The sequence below is a fragment of the Sphingobacterium thermophilum genome, assembly GCF_039541675.1.
GTDB classification, from domain to species: Bacteria; Bacteroidota; Bacteroidia; order Sphingobacteriales; family Sphingobacteriaceae; genus Sphingobacterium; species Sphingobacterium thermophilum.
The window spans coordinates 38,551-62,182 of sequence record NZ_BAABGR010000004.1 but is presented as its reverse complement, the minus strand read 5'-3'; the positions used below and the strand labels follow the sequence as shown (position 1 = coordinate 62,182).

The following is a 23,632-nucleotide window of genomic DNA, read 5'->3' as shown; positions in this document are numbered from 1 at the left end:
AATTATATCTTTATCTCAAAATAAGAACTTAACGTTAACAATACGTTTAATATCATATATGAATTTTGATTACAACAGTACTCGTCCGAAATTAATTTTGGCCGAATATGGTCGGAACGTACAAAATATGGTAGAATATATTTGTACGGTGCCGGACAGAGCAGAACGTAACAGATTGGCACAAGTGGTCATCGACATGATGGGGGTGCTCAATCCACATCTTCGTGACGTTGCCGATTTTAAACATAAACTTTGGGACCACCTTTACATCATTTCTGACTTCAAGATTGATGTGGATTCACCATATCCTATTCCTACCAGAGATGAGGTGCGTCATAAGCCGGAGCCACTGCCTTATCCGCAGCACAAGATTCGTTTCAAGCATTACGGCTTCATTGTCGAGGAGATGATCAAGAAGGCTATCTCCATGACCAACGAGGAGAGCAAGGCTAAAATGACGTTGGGTATCGCCAACTTTATGAAAATGGCCTATGTGACATGGAATAAGGATTCTGTCACTGACCAACAGATTATCGAAGACCTTAAAGAGCTTTCCCAAGGGCAGCTTATCTTGCCGGAAGATACGGTACTTACGAAGCTTGAATTCAAGACGCCGCCTCCGGGCAACCGTGTGAAGAATACGCAGGCTGCCAATAAAAACCAGCAACAGGCGGCAGGCAACAAGAAGAAGAAAAACGATAAAAAGAAAACAAAGAATAACAACCACAAGAAATAAGTAGCTTTAATAACTAGTTATTTGGTAGAAATAAGTAACTAATCTTAAAGTTGGTTACTTATTTCGTTTAATAAACATCCATTGTCTATGAATGCATTTGAAATACATGGCGGTAAGCGATTAAAGGGAGAGATCATTCCTCAAGGAGCGAAAAACGAAGCGTTGCAAATCTTGTCGGCTGTACTGTTAACCGAAGAGAAGATGACCATCAGCAATGTGCCTGACATCAAAGATGTGAACAAGCTGATCGACTTGCTTGCTTCTTTAGGAGTGGAAGTCAACAGAGTCAACCAAGATACTTACGAGTTCCAGGCTAAGAACATCAACATAGATTATTTCACTTCGGAAGAATTTAAGCAGAAGGGAGGAGGACTTCGTGGTTCTATCATGATCGTAGGACCGCTTTTGGCGAGATTTGGCAAAGCTGCCATCCCTAAGCCGGGAGGTGACAAGATAGGGCGTCGCCGTCTGGATACACACTTTTTAGGTTTTGAAAAACTCGGTGCTAAGTTTGTTTATGATGCAGAAAATGAGTTTTTCAATGTGGATGCTTCCGCCTTGAAAGGTACCTATATCCTTTTGGATGAAGCTTCTGTTACAGGTACAGCCAATATCGTGATGGCGGCAGTATTAGCCAAAGGAACTACAACGATCTATAATGCGGCCTGTGAGCCTTACCTGCAGCAGTTGTGTAAGATGCTGAACCGTATGGGTGCCAAAATATCAGGTATAGGTTCGAATCTTCTTACCATAGATGGGGTGGAGCGTCTGGGCGGTACAGAACACCGCATGCTTCCCGATATGATTGAGATTGGCTCTTTCATCGGTATGGCAGCGATGACAGGATCGGAAATTACGATTAAAGACGTGTGCTACGACCAATTGGGGATTATTCCTTCCGTTTTCAAGCGTTTGGGAATCCAAATGGAGCTTCGTGGTGACGATATCTATATTCCTGCGCAGGATCACTATGAAATAGACACTTTCATCGATGGATCTATCCTTACTATCTCGGATGCCCCATGGCCAGGTTTTACCCCTGACTTGTTGAGTATAGTTCTGGTGACAGCTATCCAGGCCAAAGGTAACGTGTTGATTCATCAAAAGATGTTTGAAAGCCGCCTTTTCTTCGTGGATAAGCTGATCGATATGGGCGCACAGATCATACTTTGTGATCCACACCGAGCAACGGTAATCGGATTGAATAAGCAGACGCAGCTGCGTGGTATCTCCATGTCTTCTCCGGATATCCGTGCCGGTGTTTCTTTGTTGATTGCTGCCCTTTCGGCGCAAGGAAAGTCAACGATTTTCAATATTGAGCAGATCGAACGTGGATATCAACATATCGAAGAGCGTTTGAGAGCCTTGGGTGCAGATATCAAGCGTATAGAAGCGCAGCCCTTGAGTCATTAAGGAATTGTCGTCTTAATGTTATTTATTTTGTAATACGATAAGAATTAACAATATTATTTTTATTATTGGTAGTCAAACTATTAATAATACGAAATCGAAGATGAGGAAAATTACATTATTAGCAGCTACGGCTGCCCTAGTTTTAGCTTCATGTGCCGGAAATCCGGAAGGGAAAAAAGCTGATACAAAAGACTCTGTAGTTGTTGAAAATCAAGTTTCAGGAGATGCATTTACCGTAGACACAGCTCAATCTTCTGTGGTGTGGACAGGAACTAAGGTTACTGGCTCTCATACAGGAACGGTAGCCATCAAGTCAGGTAATGTCATTGTAGAGAATGGCGTTATCAAGGGAGGTAAATTTGTGTTGGATATGAACACTATCAGCTCCACTGATTTGGAAGGTGAGTGGAAAGAAAAATTGGACGGCCACTTGAAAGCTGATGATTTCTTTGCTGTAGAAACGTACCCTGAGGCTTCTTTCGAAATTACAGAGGTGAAGGCTGGTGCTACACCTTCAGATTTAGTGGTGTCAGGCAACTTGACTATCAAAGGTATAACTAAGAATATCACTTTTGACGCTAAAGCTGAAGAGGTTACAGATAATACAGTAAAATATTCAGCAGATTTCAACATCGCCCGTGAAGATTGGGGGGTAACTTATGAAGGCAAAAAAGATGACTTGATTTCTAAAGAAATCAATTTCAAAGTGAATGTGGTAGCGAATAAATAATTTTGTCTTTCTACTATAAACAAAGGCTCTGTAATTCTACAGAGCCTTTGGTGTTTTCTAATGTATTTTATTCTTCAGCCTGTAGTAGCTGTTTGTCGTATAATTCTGCGTATTCACCGTTGAGAGCTAGTAGTGTTTCATGATTACCCTCTTCAATAATTTTTCCGTTGTCTAAGACGATAATGTGGTCTGCATTCTTAATGGTAGAAATGCGGTGGGCTATGAATATTGACGTTTTATTCTGCATGATACGGCTGAGTTTATGCAGAATTTCCTCTTCGGTTTTTGTGTCTACAGCCGAAAGGCAGTCGTCGAAAATCAGAATCTCCGGATTTTTCACTAATGCTCGAGCTATGGAAACGCGCTGTTTCTGACCTCCAGAAAGGGTGATGCCGCGCTCGCCGATATGGGTTTCAAAACCATGTTCGAACGCTTTAATATTGTCGTAAACAGCAGCTTCTTTTGCTGCCTGTTCTATTTGTTCTGTGGTGAACTTATCTAGCCCGAAAGCAATGTTGTTGGTAATGGTATCCGAGAATAGGAATACCTGCTGTGGTACAAAACCTATCTGTTTCCGTAAGTTGCGGTAATCGTATTCTTTGATGTTAATCCCATCGTACCGGATGTCGCCTTGGTCCGCATCGTACATGCGCATCAAAAGGTTTGCCAAAGTACTTTTGCCGGATCCTGTCTTGCCGATGATAGCTACGGTTTGTCCAGCCTTTACGGTAAGGTTGATGTTGTCCAGCGCTTTTATGCCGGTATCCGGATAGGTGAAAGAGACATTTCGTAGTTCGATGTCGCCAGATAGGGACCGACGGAGGGATCCATTGGTGATTTCGGATTTTGTATTGAGAAACTCGTTGATGCGTTTTTGGGATGCGGCAGCACGCTGTATCAGTGAGGTCACCCAAGCTAAAGCCATAGCAGGAAAGGTCAGTTGGTTAACATAGACGATAAACTCTGCAATGTTTCCTGCCGTTATGTTACCGTTGTTGACTTCAATACCTCCTATGTATACGGTGATGATGGTACTGAATCCCACTAAGAAGATAATCAAGGGGAAAAAGATGGCTTGTACGCGCACCAAGTCCAAGGCCGATTTTCTATAGGTGTTGCTCTCTTTAACGAATTCATCAATTTTGTTTTGCTCTTGCACATAAGTTTTTATAACCCGGATGCCGGAAAATGTTTCCTGCACGAAAGAGGATAACTTCGACAGCTGTGCTTGGATACGCGTGCTTCGTTGGTTGATGATTTTGTTAATGAAAAGTATAAGCAACGATATGATGGGAATAGGCAAGAGAGCATAGGTAGCCAGCTTAGCATTCACATCATACATGGCATAGATGATCATCACCGATAGCGTCACGGTATTGATAGTATACATGATGGCCGGCCCCAGATAGTTGCGTACTTGGTTTACATCTTCCGTAGCTCGGTTCATCAGGTCTCCCGTGTTGTTTTTGCGGAAGAAGGCAAAATCCAATGATTGATAGTGCTGATAGATTTCGTTTTTCAGGTCATACTCTATATATCTGGAGATAACAATGATAGATTGACGCATCAAAAACAAAAATATACCCCGAAGAAGAGCCAATACCAATACTATTATTCCGAAATACAGAAGACTTTTGCCGATGGTGCTGAAAATTGCAGCCTGACTGTCAAAGTCGTTGTAAAGCTTGTATAGGTCAATATTTTCTTTCACCAAGTCGAAAGCCTCACGGATAACCTTAGCAGGCAAGACACCGAAGAAGTTGGAAATGATGACGAACAACACTCCCGGAATCAGACGCCACTTATACTTGTAAAAATATTTATTAAGATATGATAGCTCTTTCATATTATTTTAACAAAGGTACTGCTTTAAGTTTAAAATTATGTCGGTCAAAAGTAGGATTTAGGTAATAGTTTCATAAATAAGTTAAAAGCCATTTTTAATACGATTTATTTGTTATTTTTGTACATCCTAGTTTTGGATGATTTAGAATCAATATTTGGTATGCAAAACTCCACTATTTTTAATCTTATGTCACAGGCGGATCATCAGAATCTATTTTTCAGCAATGATCCACAGGTTGGTCTTAAAGCAATTGTAGCTGTTCATGACACAACGTTGGGACCGGCGATTGGCGGGGTTCGTATGTTGCCTTACGAATCTGAGGAGGAGGCTATCGAAGATGCGTTGCGTCTTTCTAAAGCCATCACTTACAAAGCTTCATTGGCGGGGCTGAATCTAGGAGGTGGATGTGCTGTCATTATAGGAAACAACCGTACCGATAAGTCGGAAGTGTTGATGCGCCGTTTTGGTAAGTTTGTCGAAGGCTTGAACGGTAATTTCATTGCTTCTATCGATGTAGGAACAACACAAAAAGATTTAGAATATATATATGCGGAAACCAACTACGTAGCAGGTCTTCCAACTTCTATGAATGGAGGAGGGGATACTACGGTTTTTGCTGCCCGCGGCGTATTCTATGGAATCAAGGCCGCCATCAAAGAGCTGTATGGTGATGATTCTTTGGCGGGACGTAAGGTGGCCGTACAAGGTGTTGGCTCGGTGGGCGAACATTTGGTTTCTATGCTTAGAGCCGAAAATGCACGTGTTTACGTGTCAGACATGACAGAAGAACGCAAGATGAAGGTTGCCGCTAAATACAAGGCAGAGCCTATTCAATATGCTACAAGTTACGAATTGGACGTTGATGTTTATGCCCCTTGTGCTTTGGGTGGAACCGTAAATCCGGATACCGTACCTAAGATGCGTTGTAAAATCATTGCCGGATCGGCGAACAACCAGCTGAAGGATGAGGAAACAACCATTCAATTGTTGAAAGAACATAACATCCTCTACACGCCGGACTTCTTGATTAATGCCGGAGCCTTAATCAGCTGTTATTCTGAACTTGAAGGCTATGGTACCGAACGTACAGAATCGTTAATACGTAATATCTATACGGCAACACGTCATGTGTTCCAACTTGCTAAAGAAAAAAATATCACAACATATGAGGCAGCGAAACAGCTAGCGGAAAAACGTATTTCCGATATGGCTAAGCTTAAGAGATAACAGCATATTGTTATTCACAAGAAATCGTTCTTTATAAATAAATCGTTCTTATACTTATGTTAAATAGAAGACACCTTAGAGTTAAGGTAATGCAGACGCTATACGCGTACAGTTTATCGGAGGATAAACACATTAAGGATTTTGAGAAGGCACTTTTCAAGAGTGTGGAAGAGGTAAATGAGATGTACATCTGGACATTGAATTTACTGGACGAAGTGGCAGAATATGTAGTCATAGATGCTGAAAGCCGTGCCGCAAAATATCTTCCAACAGAGAAAGATAGAATGTTGACTACCAAACTCAATAGCAATACATTTATTGAGTCACTGCGTCAAAATAGAGACTATCTGGAGTTGGTAAAAAAATATAAGGTGTCGTGGGATTTCGATCCTGAAATCGTGCGTTCTGTCTTTGCTAAACTGAAAGATTCGGATACCTATCTGGAGTATCTTCAACAGGAAGACAGAAGTATCGCTGCCGAAAAAGATATCATTAAGTATATCTTCAAAAAAATCATCCTAAAGTCGGTGGATATCGAGCAAGTCTTTGAAGAGAAATTTATCAACTGGCCGGTAGACAAAGAGGTGTTGAAAGCTATGGTTGCAAAAACATTCAAGAACTTCAGTTCGGAAAATCCGACACATAACAAACTTGCCGACCTCACACCAAATTGGGATGAAGATTCGGAATTTATTTCCAATCTGTTCAAAACAACAATACGCTATGCGGACGAATATCATAAAATGATTGCCGAAAAGACAAAAAACTGGGAGGCCGACCGTATAGCACTTATGGATACTATTTTGATGCGAATGGCTATAAGCGAAATGCTGAACTTTCCATCAATACCGGTGAAAGTGACGATCAACGAGTATATTGAATTGTCAAAAACTTTTAGTACCTTGAAAAGCAATACATTTATCAATGGTATTCTGGATAAAATACTCGCTGATTTGACAAAACAGGGACGTATTCATAAGTCCGGAAGAGGATTAAAAGACGAATAAAACTATGAAAAAACTTTTATTTGCCGGTTTAGCACTTTCGATGTTGGTGGCGTGTAACAACAGCCAACAGCGTGAAAACAGTAACAATGCTGATACGATAGAAAACAATGTAGAAGAACCTAAAGGAGGTAAAGGAAAGATTGTCTTTGCCGAAGAGGTATATGACTTCGGAACCATCAAAGAAGGAGAAGTCGTAGAGCATGTTTTCAGATTTACAAATGAAGGGACAGAGCCTGTCATCCTAGCACAGGTGACAGCATCTTGTGGATGTACAACTCCGGATTATACTTCCGATCCTATCTTACCAGGAAAAGAAGGAGAGATCAAGGTGAAGTTCAACAGTGCAGGGCAGGGAGGAGTACAACAGAAAATCATTACCGTATCTTCGAATGCTGAAAATGCAGTGACAACTGTGCAATTAAAAGGAACTGTAGAAAAGTAACATATTAAAAATTATGATATCGACAATTTTATTACAAGCTAGCGGCGGTTTTATGAGCATGTTGCCGATGGTACTAATCATTGTAGTATTCTACTTCTTTATGATTAGACCACAGATGAAAAAACAGAAGGAACACAAGAAATTTATCGAAGAACTTACTGTAAACTCTAAAGTAGTTACTACAGCAGGTATTCACGGCCGTATTGTCGAAGTTTCAGATACTACCTTCTTAATCGATGTAGGTTCTGGCGTGAAAATCCGTTTCGACAAGTCAGCGATTTCTTTGGATGCTTCTAAAGCTCTAAATGCGAATACGACAAAGTAATTAAAAATAAATCAAAGGAAGTCAAGCCATTCTATCCTGTAGAATGGCTTTTTTATTTTAACTTTGTGATATATGAGGCAGCGTAGATTTAACAAAATACAGCGAAGGAAAATCAATATTTTTCTGAGATGTCTTATTATCTCTTTCGTAGCTTGGCTGCTTATCGCTGTCTCCAACCAATATACTTTCACAATTAAGGCAGGAATTCAGTATGTCAACCTTCCGGAAAACAGAGCTTTTCACCCATTACAGTCCGATACGGTAAATATAAAAATCAAGATGAGCGGATGGCATGTGCTGATGTCCAAGCTTAATGCCGATACGGCTAACATTCAGGTGGATCTGAGTGGGTTGAATACCCGAAATTTTATCGTTTTCTCTAATCAGATTGGATTTATAAACAAACAGTTCTCCAATGAGAAACGTGTTATTGCGGTATCTCCTGACACCTTGTTTTTCGACTTTTCAAGGCAGATACAGAAAAAGGTGCCTATACGTGTGCCGACGGCTATCTCCTTCAAAAAGCAATTCAGCATCATAGGCGATACTAGGACAAACCCTTCTATGGTAACCATAACGGGCCCCACAGAAGACATACGAAATATCGAGTATCTCGAAACGGATACCATCCGTGGCGAACAGGTTTTCACTGACATACGTACCATAGCGCGCATAAATACACGCAACAAAGCTAACATCACCATTTATCCGCGTATGACCGAGGTAGTCATCCCCGTGGGGGAGCTGACGGAAAAGATCATCGAGGTGCCTATAAAGACAATCAATGCCAGCCGTTATACGTCTGTACGCATCATTCCTAGTAAGGTGATGCTTACGGTGATGGTGTCCCTGAAGGATTATGCTAAATGGACTTCCAGCGATTTTGAGGCCGTAGTAGACTTAAAACATTGGGAAGATAAGCATGTGAAAAGTTTGCCTGTTCGCATTGTCAAGATGCCTGATTTTGTACAGATTGTTAAGATAGAACCACAAAATGTAGACTTCTTCATTCGCAAGTAATTTATGAAATCCATAAAAGTAGGTATAACAGGGGGTATCGGTTCAGGAAAGAGTTTTGTTTCTAAGATTTTCAAAACGTTGGGGGTTCCTTTCTATGATGCGGACAAAGAAGCAAAAAGACTTATGAATACGCATCCCCATATTAGAGAAGGGTTGATGCAGGCTTTCGGACCGCAGGTCTATGATGCACAGGGAATGTTGAACCGCAAATGGCTTTCCGAACAGGTATTCAACGACAGCGATAAGCTACAACAACTTAATGGTATAGTGCATCCCATAGTAATCCAAGATGCGGTAGATTGGTCGCAACGACAAACCTTTTCCTACAGTCTCAAAGAGGCTGCACTGCTATACGAAAGCGGTTCCTACAAGACGCTGGATTTTACTATTCTGGTTGTTGCTCCGCAGGAGCTCCGCATTGCTCGTGTTATGGCGCGGGATGGCGTTTCACGTGAAGATGTTCTGGCAAGGATGCACAAACAGATGACAGATGAAGAGAAAAAGAAATACGCTAGCTTCACCATAGTCAACGACGGCAAGCAGCCTTTGATTCCACAGATTTATACTATACATCAACAGTTAATAAACATTCATGGCAAATAAGGATATTTTAGAGGATTTTATCATAGAGGATGAGTTTGGGTTTTACTGTGCGTATGGGGACTTTTATATAGATCCTAAATATCCTGTGACCACTGCGGTGATTTCTCATGCGCATGGAGACCATGCTGTGCCAGGACATGCATATATCTTCGCTACAGCTCCCACTGCAGCTTTCATGCAGTACCGCTTTGTGCAGCAGCCTATAAAATCTTACCATATTAAGCAGTTTAAGGAAAAATTTTATATCGGAGAGGTGGAAATAGAGTTCATCCCAGCCGGACATATATTAGGCTCGGCACAGATAGTAATGACCTACCGAGGAGTCCGCTATCTGTATACGGGAGATTATAAGCTGCAGGAGGATCGTACCTGCGAGCCAATAGGTTACATGCAGGCCGATGTCCTTATTACCGAAACTACTTTCGCCAATCCTGAGATAGTCCATCCTGACCCTGTCGAAGAAATTAAAAAGCTTAACACTACCTCTTTGAATATCATGCTGGGCTGTTACAGTCTGGGGAAAGCACAACGTTTAACATACCTTATCAATATCCACTGTCCTGATAAAAAAGTCTATACTCACCATTCTATCACTCCTATACATAGGCTTTATGATTCCTTAGGCTTTGTGAAGTTGAATTATGAGATATACAATCGAAAAATATTAAAAGAAGGGCAGCATAAGGTATACTTGGTACCACCTATTGCTTTCAATAGTTATTTTCGGGCTAAAAATATCGTCCGTGTGTTTGCTTCGGGCTGGGAGCGTCTCCAACACGCCAACGATATGTCACTTTATATTTCAGATCATATAGACTGGCGGGAGCTCAATATTTATATAAGTAAAGTACAGCCGCGTGAAATTTGGACCGTACACGGAGACGGCTCCCTACTGAAAGAACATTATGCCGATAAGATCATTGTCCGAAATATTTTCAAGAAGAAGCGTATAACGGTTTAAAGTTTTTTTTACAGAAAATTAAAGTACTCTAAATTTTGTCTTTTCCGCAATCTTATTAATTTTGGAATATAAACCTAAAAGCACCACAATATTTAGATATTCCGAAATTCATTATGATACCATCTTGGCAGAAATTTATTGATGGCGACATAGAATCATTTCAAAAGATTTATACTACTTATGTAGATGATCTGTTTGATTATGGGATGAACATCTGTGGTGATAAAGAGCTCGTATTGGATTGTATTCACGATTTGTTTGTCCGGTTATTTGACAACAAGCGCATAGCGAAGAAGGTTAACATCAAATTTTATTTGTTTGCTTCTCTTAGGAGAGATATTCTTCGCTCTAAAAGTAAAGCCGGCCGGTTTATTTATGAAGAAACTTTAGAAGAATGGGAACTGGCCAATTCTTACGAACTCAACCTCTTTAGCGAAGGTGGCGTAGAACTTGACATACAGCGGCTACGAGAGAAAATCGAAAAACTTCCCAAGAGACAGAAGGAAGTGCTTTATCTCAAGTATTATGTAGGCTTGAGTTATGAGGAGATAGCAGAAGCGATGAAAGTCGACATAGCTTCCTGTCGTACACTGTCTTTCCGTGCCATACGTCAGCTCAAACTCGAATTTTCTACACTTAAATCTTTTCTTATTCTTGTCTAAAAAACTCTTCAGCAGGCCGCTTAAGGCTGTTTAGTGCATTTTATTTAGAGCTTTCAAAAAAAAATGAATTTTTTTTGAAAAAAAGATTAGTAAAAAGCAAAATTAAGCAAAACGGTTAAAACCTTTGCTATACAAGGCTTTATAAAAAGAGTAGTCTTAGTTCGGAAGTCGGTGTCTGATAGTTTTGGTTCTTGGTTTTGCTTGGTATCAAAAGTTGAAACCCAAAAAGCAGATAGATTGCAATTGTGAAACAGAAGAAAAACCAAAATTCATTCAGTCAAAAATGTTTTTAGGAATAGTAACAGCATTTGCAATCGTAATGCTTGCCTTTCCATACTACTCAAGCATTTTCTACCCAAAGACAGAAAAGCAAATCATAGTAGTGGACAAATCCAATATTCAAAAAGTAGAATTTACGATTAGCGGAATGACTTGTGCAAGTTGTGGCGAACACGTAAATCACGAAGTAAATAAATTGACAGGAATAATAAGTTCAAACGCTTCTTATGAAAATGGAAATGCAATCGTAGAATTTGACAACTCAAAAACAAATATTTCTGAAATCGAAAAAGCAATAAACTCAACAGGATATTCTGTAACCGACAAAAAAGAAAATTAAAATGGAAATCAAATTACAATCAACAATCACTTGTCCCAACTGCGGACACAAGAAAGAAGAAACAATGCCGACAGACGCTTGTCAATATTTTTACGAATGTGAAAAATGCAAACAAGTTCTAAAACCAAAACAAGGCGACTGCTGTGTTTATTGTAGTTACGGAAGTGTTGCTTGTCCACCAATTCAGCAGGACAAAAAATGTTGCTGACGGACAGAAAACAGAAGAGCAACTAAAAGTATTTTTTATTTGGATGCTTCATAAATGTTACGATACAAAAGGATCATAGAAGCTACAACTCTTATCACTTCGCCAAACACTGCCACGCACCGCCATTGACTGCCACATTCTTATAGCCGCTGTGTAGAGCCTTTAAATTCACGCCCGAACATTAAAACTAAAAAAGAATGCAAGGAGAAGACGATTTAAGAGGTTTAGCCAAAATAATGGCTTTTATGCGGGCAGTCAGTATTCTTTTGGTGCTGATGCACCTTTATTGGTTCTGCTACGGGTTCTTTTTAGAACGTGGTTGGACGTTGGAAATAATCAACAAGATATTAGGCAATTTCGACCGGACGGCGGGCTTGTTTTCACATACCCTTTATACCAAGGCGTTCGCTTTGGTTTTGCTTGCTTTGAGTTGTTTGGGAACGAAAGGCGTAAAGAATGAGAAGATAACCTGGGCTAAAATCTACGTGGCTTTGGGCGTTGGTTTTGTGCTGTTCTTTCTGAACACGCCGTTGTTAAAGCTATCTCCGGTAATAGGCACATTTCTGTATATCCTTACTATCTCGTTAGGTTATATCGCTTTGCTGATGGCTGGCGTGTGGATGAGCCGTTTGCTTCGTACTAATCTGATGGACGATGTTTTCAATAACGAGAACGAGAGCTTTCAGCAGGAAACAAAGCTGATGGAAAACGAGTATTCTGTCAATCTTCCTACCAAATTTTACTACAAAGGCAAATGGAACAACGGTTGGATAAACATTGTAAATCCTTTCAGAGCATCAATCGTGTTGGGTACTCCGGGTTCAGGAAAATCGTATGCCATCGTAAACAATTACATCAAGCAACAGATTGAGAAAGGCTTTAGTATGTACATTTACGATTTTAAGTTTGACGACCTTTCTACCATTGCCTACAATCATTTATTGAAGCATCGGGATAAGTACAAAGTTCAACCCAAATTCTATGTCATCAACTTTGATGACCCACGCAAGAGCCACCGTTGTAACCCGTTAAATCCCGATTTTATGACGGACATTTCTGATGCTTACGAAGCGGCTTATACCATAATGCTGAACCTCAATCGAAGTTGGATACAGAAGCAAGGAGATTTTTTCGTGGAAAGCCCAATTATCCTATTGGCTGCCATTATTTGGTATCTGAAAATCTATGAGAACGGCAAATATTGCACATTCCCACACGCCATTGAATTGCTGAATAAAAAGTATTCGGACGTATTTACCATTCTGACCTCATATTCCGATTTGGAAAACTATCTTTCTCCGTTTATGGATGCCTGGCAAGGTGGCGCACAAGACCAATTGCAGGGGCAGATTGCATCGGCAAAAATTCCTTTGTCAAGAATGATTAGCCCGCAATTGTATTGGGTAATGACCGGGGATGATTTTACGCTTGACATCAACAATCCGAAAGAACCTAAAATTTTGTGTGTAGGTAACAATCCCGACCGTCAAAATATCTACTCCGCAGCTTTGGGATTGTACAATTCGAGAATTGTTAAGCTCATCAACAAAAAAGGGCAATTAAAGAGTTCAGTAATCATAGATGAGTTGCCCACAATTTATTTTAGGGGACTGGACAATCTCATCGCAACTGCGAGAAGTAATAAGGTAGCTGTGTGTTTGGGCTTTCAGGATTTTTCGCAGTTAATACGGGATTACGGAGATAAAGAGGCAAAAGTTATCCAAAATACCGTAGGTAATGTATTCAGTGGGCAGGTTGTGGGCGAAACCGCAAAGAGCTTGTCAGAACGGTTCGGAAAAGTATTGCAGAAACGTCAGAGTATGACCATCAACCGAAATGATAAATCAACTTCGATTTCTACGCAATTAGACAGCCTTATTCCTGCTTCTAAAATTTCAACTTTGACACAGGGTATGTTTGTTGGTGCTATATCCGACAACTTTGACGAGCGTATCGAGCAAAAGATATTTCACGCCGAAATTCTCGTGGACAATGAAAGGGTTGCTACCGAAACTAAAGCGTATCAGAAGATACCGCAGATTTTATCTTTTGCTGATAAAAACGGCAACGATAATATGAAGCAAGAGATTGAAAGCAACTACCGCCAGATAAAATCCGACATTGTACACATTGTTGAAAGTGAAATAGAGCGTATCAAGAACGACCCGAACTTACAGCATTTGATACAGCAAGAACAATAAACGCATTAAATAAAGGACTAAGAATGTTGGTGGTGCTTCTTCTTGAATTTAGATGGAGTGTCGCCAACATTTTTTTGAACAGTTTATAAAACAAATATTCGGAATGAAAAATGATGATTATAAAATAGTAATTTTTCAAAACAATGCAATGCCATTGCATTACTTTTTTACTAACTTTGCAAAAGAATATGAAAGTCTTTTACTCCATATTGGCAATTTATATGATGGCGGTATTTTTAATGCCGTGTACCGATATGTATGAAAAGGAGAGTTTTCAAAACCATAACCATTCAGAAGAATTAGCCCATAAAGCAAGCCACGACCATCAGGAAAAACCTGATATGTGCAGCCCGTTTTGTTTATGCGATTGTTGTGGAATGGTGTCGGGCATAGTGCTTCAATGGAATGTATATAACTTAGTTAAGGCGAAGACTTTTGAACTGTCTAAGCCTGAAATATATTACAAATCTATCTTTATCCCCTGCTACTTCGGGAAAATTTGGCAACCGCCAAAGATTAATGCATAATTTTTAGTGTTTTAATGATTATTGCTTTTTGCTTACAGCATTAAGCTGAATGTTTTTGGGTCATACTTCGTATTCCCGAATTTATAATCATTGCAATTTATCATTAATTATTCACCATTAATCACAATAAAAGTGTTAAATAGTATTATAAAATTCTCTATAAAGAATAAGTTCATTATAGGATTAATGACCTTGTTTCTCATCATTTGGGGGGTATGGAGTGCCAAGCAAATCCCCATTGATGCCCAACCTGACATTACAAACAATCAGGTTCAGATTATTACACTCTGCCCTACATTGGCAGGACAGGAAGTAGAGCAATTGGTTACTTTTCCCGTTGAGCAAAGCATCGTCAATCTTCCCAAAGTGGAAGAAATAAGAAGTATTTCGAGGTTTGGACTTTCCGTTGTGACCGTTGTATTTCAAGATGATGTAGATATTTATTTTGCCCGGCAATTGGTCAATGAAAAACTGAAAGAAGCGGAGGAACAGATACCGGAGGGTATCGGAACGCCTGAACTTGCTCCTGTCAGTACAGGTCTTGGCGAAGTGTACCAATATATTCTCCGCCCCAAAAAAGGAAGCGAGGATAAATATTCCGCAATGGATTTGCGTACAATGCAGGACTGGATTGTTGCCCGACAGCTTTATGGTACACCGGGGGTTGCGGAGGTCAATAGTTTTGGCGGTTTGCTCAAACAATACGAGGTATCTGTTGACCCTAACCGTATCAAGGCAATGGGCGTTAGTATCTCCGATATTTTTACCGCCCTCGAAAACAACAACCAAAATACCGGAGGTGCATATATCGATAAGAAGCCCAATGCTTACTTTATTCGCGGGATTGGTCTGGTTACTTCATTGGAAGATGTAGGAAATATCGTCGTTAAAAATACAGGTAGCGTTCCGGTATTTATCAAAGATGTGGCAGAAGTACAATTTGGTCACGCAACCCGGTACGGAGCATTGACCTATAATGGCGAAGTAGATGCTGTGGGTGGGATTGTAATGATGTTGAAGGGAGAAAACACCTCTGAAGTTGTAAAAAACATCAAAGAAAAAATACCGGTTATCCAACAATCTCTACCTGATGATGTGGTCATAGAACCCTATTTGGATAGAATGAACCTGATAGATAGAGCGATAAGTACTGTCGAAAAAAACCTAATTGAAGGTGCATTAATCGTAATATTTGTATTGATTATTTTCTTAGGGAATTTCAGGGCAGGTTTAATCGTCGCATCAGCTATACCGTTATCAATGCTTTTTGCATTGGGAATGATGAGGTTATTTGGCGTAAGTGCCAACCTGATGAGTTTGGGAGCTATTGATTTCGGATTGATAGTGGACGGTTCGCTGATTGTTGTTGAAGCCACAATGCATCATTTGGGCTTACGGAAATCCACTCAAAAACTTACGCAGGCAGAAATGGACGAGGAGGTGTATGAATCTGCAAGAAAAATCCGTACGAGTGCCGCATTTGGAGAAATCATTATCCTCATTGTTTATATTCCTATCCTTACTTTGGTCGGTATAGAAGGGAAAATGTTTACGCCAATGGCGCAGACCGTAAGTTTCGCCATTTTGGGAGCTTTGATTTTGTCCTTTACCTATATCCCGATGATGAGTGCCTTGTGTCTGTCTAAAAAACCGATTACCAAAAGGAATTTTTCAGACAAAATGATGGACTATCTTCAAGGGGTTTATAAGCCTTTGTTAGAAAAAGCCATTCGGATAAAATATGTGATTATTGCGGTTGCCGTTGGGCTGTTTACCATAAGTATATTTCTATTTTCACGGATGGGCGGAGAGTTCCTGCCAAAATTGGGCGAGGGCGATTTTGCTTTCCACTGTATCCTGCCACAAGGAACATCGCTTAGCCAAAGTCTGGAAACCTCTATGCAGGCATCAAGGATAATCAAGGAATTTGACGAAGTGAAAATGGTCGTAGGCAAGACTGGTGCTGCCGAAGTACCGACAGACCCGATGCCTCCTGAAGCCACCGACCTGATGATTATCCTAAAACCGCAGGACGAATGGAAAACAAAAAAATCCTATGACGAGCTTTCCAATGAAATGATGGAGAAACTTAAAGTTATTCCCGGTGTATTCTTTGAAGCCAATCAGCCGATACAGATGCGGTTTAATGAACTGATGACAGGTATCAGGCAGGATGTAGCCGTTAAGATATTCGGAGAAGACCTCGACAGTTTGTTGGTTTATGCCAATAAAGTGAATGCTATTATTCAAACAGTAGAAGGTGCGACTGCTCCGCAGGTAGAACGGGTAGCAGGTCTTCCCCAAATCAATATCGAATATGACCGTACCCGAATAGCCAATTACGGCTTGAATGTACAGGAAATAAACGATATTGTCAGCACTGCGTTCGCAGGTAAATCAGCAGGTGTGATTTATGAAAACGAACGAAGATTTGATTTGGTGGTACGGCTTGATGAAGCCCACCGCAGTTCCATTGAGGATGTGAGCAATCTGTTTATCCCACTACCAAACGGCGACCAAATACCGCTTTCACAGGTTGCAAACATTGATTACAAATTAGGGCCCGCACAAATCAGTCGTGAAGGAGGAAAACGAAGGATATATATCGGATTTAATGTACAAGGGCGGGATGTAGCAAGTGTTGTAGAAGAAATTCAGGATAAGTTGGCTGAACAGGTTAAGCTACCGACAGGATATTATTTTACCTATGGCGGTCAGTTTGAGAACCTCCAAAAAGCTACTGACAGATTACTGATTGCAGTACCTATCGCACTACTTCTGATTTTTATCCTACTGTATTTCACGTTCCATTCGTTCAAGGAAGCCATTTTGGTATATACCGCTATCCCGATGAGTGCTATCGGAGGTGTGTTTGCACTTTTAATTCGGGATATGCCATTCAGCATATCGGCAGGTGTCGGGTTCATCGCCCTGTTCGGTGTCGCCGTTCTGAACGGTATCGTACTGATTGCCACGTTCAACAGGTTGGAAAAAGAGGGCTGGAATGAGATTGTTCCGAGGATAATCGAGGGAGCTAAAACAAGGCTTAGGCCTGTATTGATGACCGCATCAGTGGCAAGTTTAGGCTTTTTACCAATGGCATTAAGTACAAGTGCAGGTGCAGAAGTACAAAAACCATTGGCAACGGTGGTTATCGGAGGACTGATTTCGGCAACTGCCCTGACATTGTTCGTTCTGCCATTGCTGTACTTTGTATTTATGAGAAACCAAAAACCTCCGAAAAACAATAAAACGAAAGCCATAACACCTGTATTGTTGCTGTTTGTGTTCTTGGGTTTCTCTCAAAGCGGTAAGGCACAAACTCCGATAAATGTCGATAAAGCTATCGAGATAGCAATGGAGAATAACCCTCAGCTACGTTCCAAAAATTTGGATATTCAATCTGCCCAAAGCCTTAGCAAGACGGCGTATGAACTACCGAAGACCGATGTAAACTTCCAATATGGAAACACAGACGGATTTGAATATAATGACGGTTTCCAAATTTCACAGACCATTCCCTTCCCGACACTCTTTGGGGCGAAGAAAAACCTTGTCAAAGAGCAGGTCAAAGGTCAGGAATGGTCAAAGGCACTTACAGAAAATGAACTGAAAAAGCAGGTAAGAACCTATTATTATCAGTTGGAATATTTGGAGCATAACGCTTCGGTTTTAAAGTATCTTGATAGTATTTATTCAGACTTTATCCGTGTGGCGGAACTGCGGTATAAAACGGGAGATATAGGTAAATTAGACGTTAATACAGCAACCACCAAGAAAGGGGAAATAAGTCTTTTGTATCAACAAAACGAGGTTTTAAGACAGAACGCCTATCAGAACCTTAAAAACTTGATGCAGACACAGGAAGACTTCACAATTGAACCCCAACCGGATTATACGCCATTGCTGTTAAGCTCTTTCATTGACAGTTCGGCTGTTGCAAATCATCCGAGCATTCAGCTATTGTACCAAGAGGCGAAAATCGCCGAACAGAACAAAAAATTGGAACGGGCAAATAGCCTGCCTGATTTTACGTTCGGTTATAATAACATATCGCTGATAGGAATGCACAGTAAAAATGGTGTAGAGCAATTTTATGGCAGAGGACAACGGTTTAGTTTTGTTGATGTAGGTATTACAATCCCAATTTTTACCACCACCAAAGCAAAAATTCGCTCGCTTGATTACAAGAAACAATCATTGGAATTAAATGCGCAATGGCAGGAACAACAGCTTAAAACGGAATTGGCAAACGCCTTGAAACAATACGAACAGAATGTAGCGCAGTTTACCTATTTCAAGGAGCAGGCACTTCCCAATGCTGATGAGATTATCAATGCTGCAAAGCTGGGCTACAGTACCGGAGATATTTCTTATGTGGAGTATCTCTACGCCTTGCAGACCACAGCCGATATTCAGCTTAATTATTTAAAGAGCATACAGCAAATTAATGAGGCTGTAACGCTTATCCATTCATTAATCAGTAAATAATACAATATATGAAACGTACCATAAATAAGATAGTTTTTAGCGTTCTTGTCCTCGTAGCAATCTTTGCTTTCAACGCCTGTACAAATAACCATAAAGAGGGCGACGGGCATAATCACGGAACGGAAGCAGAAACAACAACGGACGAACACGAAGAAGAAGAAGAAAATGTTGCAGTGCTAACCGATGAGCAGATGAAAGCGGTGGGTATTGAAATCGGTTCAATTGAACAGAAGCAATTATCCGCAACATTGAAAGCCAATGGAGCATTAAGAGTTCCCAACAGCAACAAGGCGAATGCAACCTCGTTGTTTGGTGGTGTTATCAAATCCCTTAATGTGGAGATAGGCGATTTCGTAAGGAAAGGTCAGGTTATCGCTACTATTTCCAATCCGCAATTCATACAGTTGCAGGAAGAATACCTAATCATCAATAGCCGGATAGAGTTTGCCGAACAGGAACTTGTAAGACAAAGAGAGCTGAACGACGGAAATGTCGGAGCAAAGAAAAACCTGCAAAGTGCCACTACCGAATTGAACACGTTGAGAACACGAAAAGCATCGTTACAACAACAAATCCAAATGATGGGCATTAATCCGGCTTCCCTGTCAAATTCCAATCTTAAATCCTCGTTGGTCGTTACAAGTCCGATAAGCGGTACTGTGAGCAATGTTTTCGCCAAAATCGGAAGCTATGTAGATGTGTCATCGCCTATTGCTGAAATCATAGAAAACACAGCCCTGCACTTGGACTTACAGGTGTATGAAAAGGATATTCCTTTAATCAAAATAGGTCAGAAAATAGATTTTGTCGTAACCAACAATCCCAATAAGACTTATTCTGCCGAAGTTTATAGTATCGGCTCATCCTTTAGCGGAGAGAGTAAAACTATTGCTGTTCACAGCAAGATTACAGGAGATAAAGCAGGATTGATTGACGGAATGAGTATAACCGGAATGGTAAGTTTAGATGATGTATTAAGTACGGCTGTACCCAACGATGCGATTGTCAATGCAGATGGAAAATATTACATCTTTTTGGTCAAGGAGCAGGAAGAAAAACCACACGACCACAAAGAGGACGAGGCTCACGATCACGGTTCGGAAAAAGGAACTCAATTTGTAAGAATGGAAGTCGTTAAAGGTGCTACGCAATTGGGTTATACGGCAATTACACCTGTAAGTGAAATTCCGCACGGTGCGCATATCGTGGTAAAAGGCGCGTTTTTTGTGAATGCAAAAATGGATGATTCGGGAGAACACGCCCACGCTCACTAAAAAACATTGGATAATGAAAAAAAACATTGAACAGAAGCTGTTGTCAAAGAACACCAATCCGACAAGTATGCGGATATTGGTGTACGACTTCTTGGAGCAACAGCAGACAGCAATGTCCTTATCTGAAATTGAGAGCCATTTTTATAAAGCAGACAGGGTTACGATTTACAGGACTTTGAAAACTTTTGAAGAAAAAGGCATTGTACACAGTATTCAGGAGAACACTACGGTCAAGTATATTCTGTGCCACGATGGGTGTGATGAAAATACACACAAGGATTGGCACTTACATTTCTATTGTAAGATTTGTAAGCAGACAACCTGTAAGGAGGATTTTATAATACCGCAGAATGGAAGTCAGAATTACCGTATCGACGAACTAAAATTATTTGGTAAGGGAATTTGTGAAAACTGTTTAAAGGAGAGTTTGCAATAGCATTGCAGGCTCTCCCTGTGTAACTTTGTTATAAATATAAATGTGTTATGGACACCTATCTTAAAGAAACAAAAATCCTTGACTACTCCAATGTTTCCATACAAAAGCTATTGGAGCAGAGAGGTGGGAAAACTTGGACACCGTTGCCAAAGTTCAAGCCATTTACAATTTTGTACGGGACGAAATAAAGTTTGGCTATAATGTTTCTGATTATATTTCCGCATCGCAGGTGCTGAATGACGGGTACGGACAATGCAACACAAAAGCCACTTTATTAATGGCTTTGTTAAGAGCAACAGATGTACCTAACCGTATTCACGGCTTTACCATTGACAAGGCATTGCAGAAAGGAGCTATTACAGGTATTTGGTACAGACTATCGCCTAAGAATATCTTGCATAGCTGGGTTGAAGTTTGGGTAAACGAGCAATGGTATTTTTTGGAGGGCGTGATTTTGGATAAACCGTACCTCACTAAATTACAGGAACAGAACAGTGATTGCAAGACCACTTTTTGCGGTTTCGGGGTTTATACCGATAATTTTGAGAACCCGCCGATTGAATGGAACCTCAATAATACATTTATTCAGGATAAAGGCATCAATCGGGACTTTGGCGTTTTTGATACACCCGATGCGTTTTATGCAAAACATCAACAAGAACTGAACGCTTTCAAGAAGTTTATTTTTCAGCATATCGTGAGGCATATAATGAATAATAATGTAGAAAGAATAAGAAATAAAAAAGTGTAACGAACTTAAAAAATTAAAGGCTATGATAAATACAGACAAAAATCACAAGCATACTTACGATGCACAAGGCAAAATGACTTGTTGCACACAGGAAGAAAAAATCTACACCAAAGCAGGTGCTAAGGAATTGGTAAAAGGGCATCACAAAAATGACGGGCATAATCACGACCACAGTGATGATGACGGACACGACCATTCGCATTCAGGAGATACTGACAATGTTTTCAAGATGTTTCTTCCCGCCATTATTTCCCTTGCGCTGTTGCTTGCAGGTATTGCAATGGATAATTGGTTTCCGCAGACGTGGTTTACCGATTGGGTACGGATTATTTGGTACGTGGTGGCTTATGCTCCTGTTGGACTGCCCGTACTCAAAGAAGCCGTTGAGAGTATTCGCAAAGGCGAGATTTTCTCGGAGTTCTTTTTGATGGGCATTGCAACTATCGGGGCATTTGCCATTGGCGAATATCCCGAGGGCGTTGCGGTAATGTTGTTCTATGCCGTTGGCGAAGTTTTTCAGACAATGGCTGTTTCGAGGGCAAAATCAAACATCAAATCTTTGCTTGACCAAAGACCCGATGAAGTAACCGTTTTAAAAAACAATGAACCGCAAACCGTAAAGGCAGAAACTGTTGCCGTTGGCGAAATTATACAGCTTAAACCGGGAGAAAAATTAGGCTTAGACGGAGAACTGTTGTCCGAAACGGCATCTTTCAATACATCGGCTTTAACAGGCGAAAGCAAACCAGATACAAAAAACAAAGGCGAAACCGTTTTGGCAGGGATGATTAATCTCAACACCGTATCGCAGGTAAAAGTTACGACCGCATACACCGACAGTAAGTTGAGCAAGATTTTGGAATTGGTACAAAATGCCACTACACAAAAAGCACCAACGGAATTATTTATCCGGAAATTTGCAAAAATCTATACGCCTATTGTAGTGCTGTTAGCCATAGCTATTTGCCTACTGCCTTATTTCTTTGTAGAAAATTATGAGTTTAGAGATTGGCTGTACAGGGCTTTGGTATTTCTGGTTATTTCTTGTCCTTGTGCGTTGGTTATTTCCATTCCGTTAGGTTATTTCGGTGGTATTGGTGCTGCAAGCAAAAACGGAATACTGTTTAAAGGGAGTAACTTTTTAGATGCTCTTTCCGATATCCAAAACGTAGTGATGGATAAGACAGGCACAATGACAGAGGGCGTTTTTAAGGTTCAGGAAGTCAATTTCAATCCTGAATTTGATAAAGCCGAAATTCTGGAATTAGTTAACATTTTGGAAAGCAATAGCACACATCCCGTAGCGACCGCTATTCACGAATACGTGGGGAAACCGAATAATGAAATCCAATTGGAAAATACGGAGGAAATCGCCGGACACGGTTTGAAATCAACTGTAAACGGTAAGGATTTATTGGTCGGGAATTTCAAACTGATGGATAAGTTCGGCATACCATACGACTTAGACCCGAACAGCATCGTTTATACAACTATCGCCGTTGCTTACGACAGCAAATTTGTCGGTTACATCACGATTGCCGACAGTATCAAAGAAGATGCACAGGAAACCATAACCCTACTGCATAAGCTCAATGTTAATGCAACGATGCTTAGCGGAGATAAAAGTACCGTTGTAAAATATGTGGCGGAGCAGTTAGGGATAGACAATGCTTTTGGAGATTTATTGCCCGAAGACAAAGTAAACAAAGTCAAAGAGATAAAAGCCAAAAATGAAAGCGTTGCCTTTGTCGGGGACGGTGTGAATGATGCACCTGTTGTAGCATTAAGTGATGTGGGTATTGCAATGGGTGGTTTGGGAAGCGATGCTACTATTGAAACCGCCGATGTAGTAATACAAGACGATAAGCCGAGTAAAATACCAATGGCAATCAATATCGGTAAACAGACAAAGAAAATAGTTTGGCAAAATATCGCTTTAGCATTTGGAGTGAAAGCCATTGTATTGATACTTGGTGCAGGTGGATTAGCCACAATGTGGGAAGCCGTATTTGCTGATGTAGGTGTGGCATTATTGGCTATATTGAATGCAGTAAGAATACAACGAATGAAGTTTTAAACAACGTTCAGTTCAACTTAAATCGTAAATTTGTGCATTAGTTTGATATGAATATAAATGTGAGTAAGGAATGAAT

Annotated in this window: 21 protein-coding genes; 20 read left to right on the top strand and 1 reads right to left on the bottom strand. The window is 40.5% G+C overall.

The annotated features are described in order from the left end of the window. The first annotated feature begins 127 nt into the window (after positions 1-127). The 3 genes from ABD873_RS01670 to ABD873_RS01660 all read left to right on the top strand — a co-directional run bounded on the left by ABD873_RS01670 (position 128) and on the right by ABD873_RS01660 (position 2,879). Positions 128-736: a DUF4290 domain-containing protein gene (locus ABD873_RS01670; protein WP_410528275.1), complete on the top strand. Its 609-nt coding sequence runs from the start codon at positions 128-130 to the stop codon at positions 734-736. An 87-nt stretch (positions 737-823) separates the two neighbouring features. After that, a complete protein-coding gene (gene murA / locus ABD873_RS01665) occupies positions 824-2,149 on the top strand; it encodes a UDP-N-acetylglucosamine 1-carboxyvinyltransferase (RefSeq protein ID WP_039054307.1) in 1,326 nt (441 codons plus the stop codon). 100 nt (positions 2,150-2,249) lie between these two features. After that, complete coding sequence (locus ABD873_RS01660) at positions 2,250-2,879, top strand: YceI family protein (protein ID WP_039054306.1); 630 nt, start codon at positions 2,250-2,252, stop codon at positions 2,877-2,879. A gap of 67 nt (positions 2,880-2,946) precedes the next feature. On the opposite strand, the gene ABD873_RS01655 is transcribed toward ABD873_RS01660, so the two are convergent. Then, positions 2,947-4,725, bottom strand: a complete 1,779-nt coding sequence (locus ABD873_RS01655; RefSeq protein ID WP_345063776.1) for an ABC transporter ATP-binding protein — start codon at positions 4,723-4,725, stop codon at positions 2,947-2,949. Between the two features lie 186 nt (positions 4,726-4,911). Between ABD873_RS01655 and ABD873_RS01650 the strand changes: the two genes are divergently transcribed. The 17 genes from ABD873_RS01650 (at position 4,912) to ABD873_RS01570 (ending at position 23,556) form a co-directional block, all read left to right on the top strand. Next, positions 4,912-5,952 carry a Glu/Leu/Phe/Val family dehydrogenase gene (locus tag ABD873_RS01650; RefSeq protein ID WP_345063773.1) on the top strand — a complete coding sequence of 347 codons (1,041 nt, stop codon included), beginning with the start codon at positions 4,912-4,914 and terminating at the stop codon, positions 5,950-5,952. Positions 5,953-6,041: 89 nt separating this feature from the next. Continuing rightward, positions 6,042-6,959, top strand: coding sequence for a transcription antitermination factor NusB (gene nusB, locus ABD873_RS01645; RefSeq protein WP_345063770.1), 918 nt, complete (start codon positions 6,042-6,044; stop codon positions 6,957-6,959). 4 nt (positions 6,960-6,963) lie between these two features. Next, entirely contained in the window at positions 6,964-7,401 is a 438-nt protein-coding gene (locus ABD873_RS01640; protein ID WP_345063767.1) for a DUF1573 domain-containing protein, read from the top strand. Positions 7,402-7,414: 13 nt separating this feature from the next. Continuing rightward, positions 7,415-7,726 (top strand): preprotein translocase subunit YajC, encoded by a 312-nt coding sequence (gene yajC, locus ABD873_RS01635; protein ID WP_039054302.1) that lies wholly within the window; start codon positions 7,415-7,417, stop codon positions 7,724-7,726. Between the two features lie 72 nt (positions 7,727-7,798). Further along, positions 7,799-8,746, top strand: coding sequence for a hypothetical protein (locus ABD873_RS01630; RefSeq protein WP_345063762.1), 948 nt, complete (start codon positions 7,799-7,801; stop codon positions 8,744-8,746). A gap of 3 nt (positions 8,747-8,749) precedes the next feature. Beyond that, positions 8,750-9,349: a dephospho-CoA kinase gene (gene coaE / locus ABD873_RS01625; protein WP_345063759.1), complete on the top strand. Its 600-nt coding sequence runs from the start codon at positions 8,750-8,752 to the stop codon at positions 9,347-9,349. Then, on the top strand, positions 9,339-10,310 hold the full coding sequence (locus ABD873_RS01620; protein ID WP_345063756.1) for an exonuclease: 972 nt from the start codon (positions 9,339-9,341) through the stop codon (positions 10,308-10,310). Before coaE ends, ABD873_RS01620 begins: the two co-directional genes overlap by 11 nt. 113 nt (positions 10,311-10,423) lie before the next feature. Next, a complete protein-coding gene (locus tag ABD873_RS01615) occupies positions 10,424-10,972 on the top strand; it encodes an RNA polymerase sigma factor (protein ID WP_345063753.1) in 549 nt (182 codons plus the stop codon). Positions 10,973-11,186: 214 nt separating this feature from the next. Further along, the gene (merTP, locus tag ABD873_RS01610) at positions 11,187-11,591 is read left to right on the top strand and encodes a mercuric transport protein MerTP (RefSeq protein WP_425568660.1); all 405 of its coding nucleotides are present in this window, start codon (positions 11,187-11,189) and stop codon (positions 11,589-11,591) included. A 1-nt stretch (position 11,592) separates the two neighbouring features. After that, positions 11,593-11,799: a GDCCVxC domain-containing (seleno)protein gene (locus ABD873_RS01605; protein ID WP_069796431.1), complete on the top strand. Its 207-nt coding sequence runs from the start codon at positions 11,593-11,595 to the stop codon at positions 11,797-11,799. Positions 11,800-11,996: 197 nt separating this feature from the next. Continuing rightward, positions 11,997-14,000 carry a conjugal transfer protein MobC gene (gene mobC, locus ABD873_RS01600; protein WP_345063740.1) on the top strand — a complete coding sequence of 668 codons (2,004 nt, stop codon included), beginning with the start codon at positions 11,997-11,999 and terminating at the stop codon, positions 13,998-14,000. A 143-nt stretch (positions 14,001-14,143) separates the two neighbouring features. After that, entirely contained in the window at positions 14,144-14,527 is a 384-nt protein-coding gene (locus tag ABD873_RS01595) for a DUF6660 family protein (protein WP_345063737.1), read from the top strand. A 132-nt stretch (positions 14,528-14,659) separates the two neighbouring features. Next, positions 14,660-19,018, top strand: a complete 4,359-nt coding sequence (locus tag ABD873_RS01590) for a CusA/CzcA family heavy metal efflux RND transporter (RefSeq protein ID WP_345063734.1) — start codon at positions 14,660-14,662, stop codon at positions 19,016-19,018. A gap of 8 nt (positions 19,019-19,026) precedes the next feature. After that, positions 19,027-20,292: an efflux RND transporter periplasmic adaptor subunit gene (locus ABD873_RS01585; protein ID WP_345063731.1), complete on the top strand. Its 1,266-nt coding sequence runs from the start codon at positions 19,027-19,029 to the stop codon at positions 20,290-20,292. A 13-nt stretch (positions 20,293-20,305) separates the two neighbouring features. Continuing rightward, on the top strand, positions 20,306-20,728 hold the full coding sequence (locus ABD873_RS01580) for a Fur family transcriptional regulator (protein ID WP_013597180.1): 423 nt from the start codon (positions 20,306-20,308) through the stop codon (positions 20,726-20,728). Positions 20,729-20,861: 133 nt separating this feature from the next. After that, entirely contained in the window at positions 20,862-21,479 is a 618-nt protein-coding gene (locus ABD873_RS01575; protein ID WP_345063720.1) for a transglutaminase-like domain-containing protein, read from the top strand. Between the two features lie 73 nt (positions 21,480-21,552). Further along, the gene (locus ABD873_RS01570; RefSeq protein ID WP_425568659.1) at positions 21,553-23,556 is read left to right on the top strand and encodes a heavy metal translocating P-type ATPase; all 2,004 of its coding nucleotides are present in this window, start codon (positions 21,553-21,555) and stop codon (positions 23,554-23,556) included. The last annotated feature ends 76 nt before the right edge of the window (positions 23,557-23,632 follow it).

What these genes read in the sequence shown, in the direction of transcription:
- ABD873_RS01620 (WP_345063756.1), top strand. Translation starts at nt 9,339, where the DNA reads ATGGCAAATAAGGATATTTTAGAGGATTTTATCATAGAGGATGAGTTT.
- ABD873_RS01650 (WP_345063773.1), top strand. Translation starts at nt 4,912, where the DNA reads ATGTCACAGGCGGATCATCAGAATCTATTTTTCAGCAATGATCCACAG.
- ABD873_RS01630 (WP_345063762.1), top strand. Translation starts at nt 7,799, where the DNA reads ATGAGGCAGCGTAGATTTAACAAAATACAGCGAAGGAAAATCAATATT.
- nusB (WP_345063770.1), top strand. Translation starts at nt 6,042, where the DNA reads ATGCAGACGCTATACGCGTACAGTTTATCGGAGGATAAACACATTAAG.
- ABD873_RS01595 (WP_345063737.1), top strand. Translation starts at nt 14,144, where the DNA reads ATGCAATGCCATTGCATTACTTTTTTACTAACTTTGCAAAAGAATATG.
- ABD873_RS01640 (WP_345063767.1), top strand. Translation starts at nt 6,964, where the DNA reads ATGAAAAAACTTTTATTTGCCGGTTTAGCACTTTCGATGTTGGTGGCG.
- coaE (WP_345063759.1), top strand. Translation starts at nt 8,750, where the DNA reads ATGAAATCCATAAAAGTAGGTATAACAGGGGGTATCGGTTCAGGAAAG.
- ABD873_RS01605 (WP_069796431.1), top strand. Translation starts at nt 11,593, where the DNA reads ATGGAAATCAAATTACAATCAACAATCACTTGTCCCAACTGCGGACAC.
- yajC (WP_039054302.1), top strand. Translation starts at nt 7,415, where the DNA reads ATGATATCGACAATTTTATTACAAGCTAGCGGCGGTTTTATGAGCATG.
- ABD873_RS01615 (WP_345063753.1), top strand. Translation starts at nt 10,424, where the DNA reads ATGATACCATCTTGGCAGAAATTTATTGATGGCGACATAGAATCATTT.
- ABD873_RS01670 (WP_410528275.1), top strand. Translation starts at nt 128, where the DNA reads ATGGTAGAATATATTTGTACGGTGCCGGACAGAGCAGAACGTAACAGA.
- ABD873_RS01570 (WP_425568659.1), top strand. Translation starts at nt 21,553, where the DNA reads ATGACTTGTTGCACACAGGAAGAAAAAATCTACACCAAAGCAGGTGCT.
- mobC (WP_345063740.1), top strand. Translation starts at nt 11,997, where the DNA reads ATGCAAGGAGAAGACGATTTAAGAGGTTTAGCCAAAATAATGGCTTTT.
- ABD873_RS01580 (WP_013597180.1), top strand. Translation starts at nt 20,306, where the DNA reads ATGAAAAAAAACATTGAACAGAAGCTGTTGTCAAAGAACACCAATCCG.
- ABD873_RS01585 (WP_345063731.1), top strand. Translation starts at nt 19,027, where the DNA reads ATGAAACGTACCATAAATAAGATAGTTTTTAGCGTTCTTGTCCTCGTA.
- ABD873_RS01660 (WP_039054306.1), top strand. Translation starts at nt 2,250, where the DNA reads ATGAGGAAAATTACATTATTAGCAGCTACGGCTGCCCTAGTTTTAGCT.
- murA (WP_039054307.1), top strand. Translation starts at nt 824, where the DNA reads ATGAATGCATTTGAAATACATGGCGGTAAGCGATTAAAGGGAGAGATC.
- ABD873_RS01655 (WP_345063776.1), bottom strand. Translation starts at nt 4,725, where the DNA reads ATGAAAGAGCTATCATATCTTAATAAATATTTTTACAAGTATAAGTGG.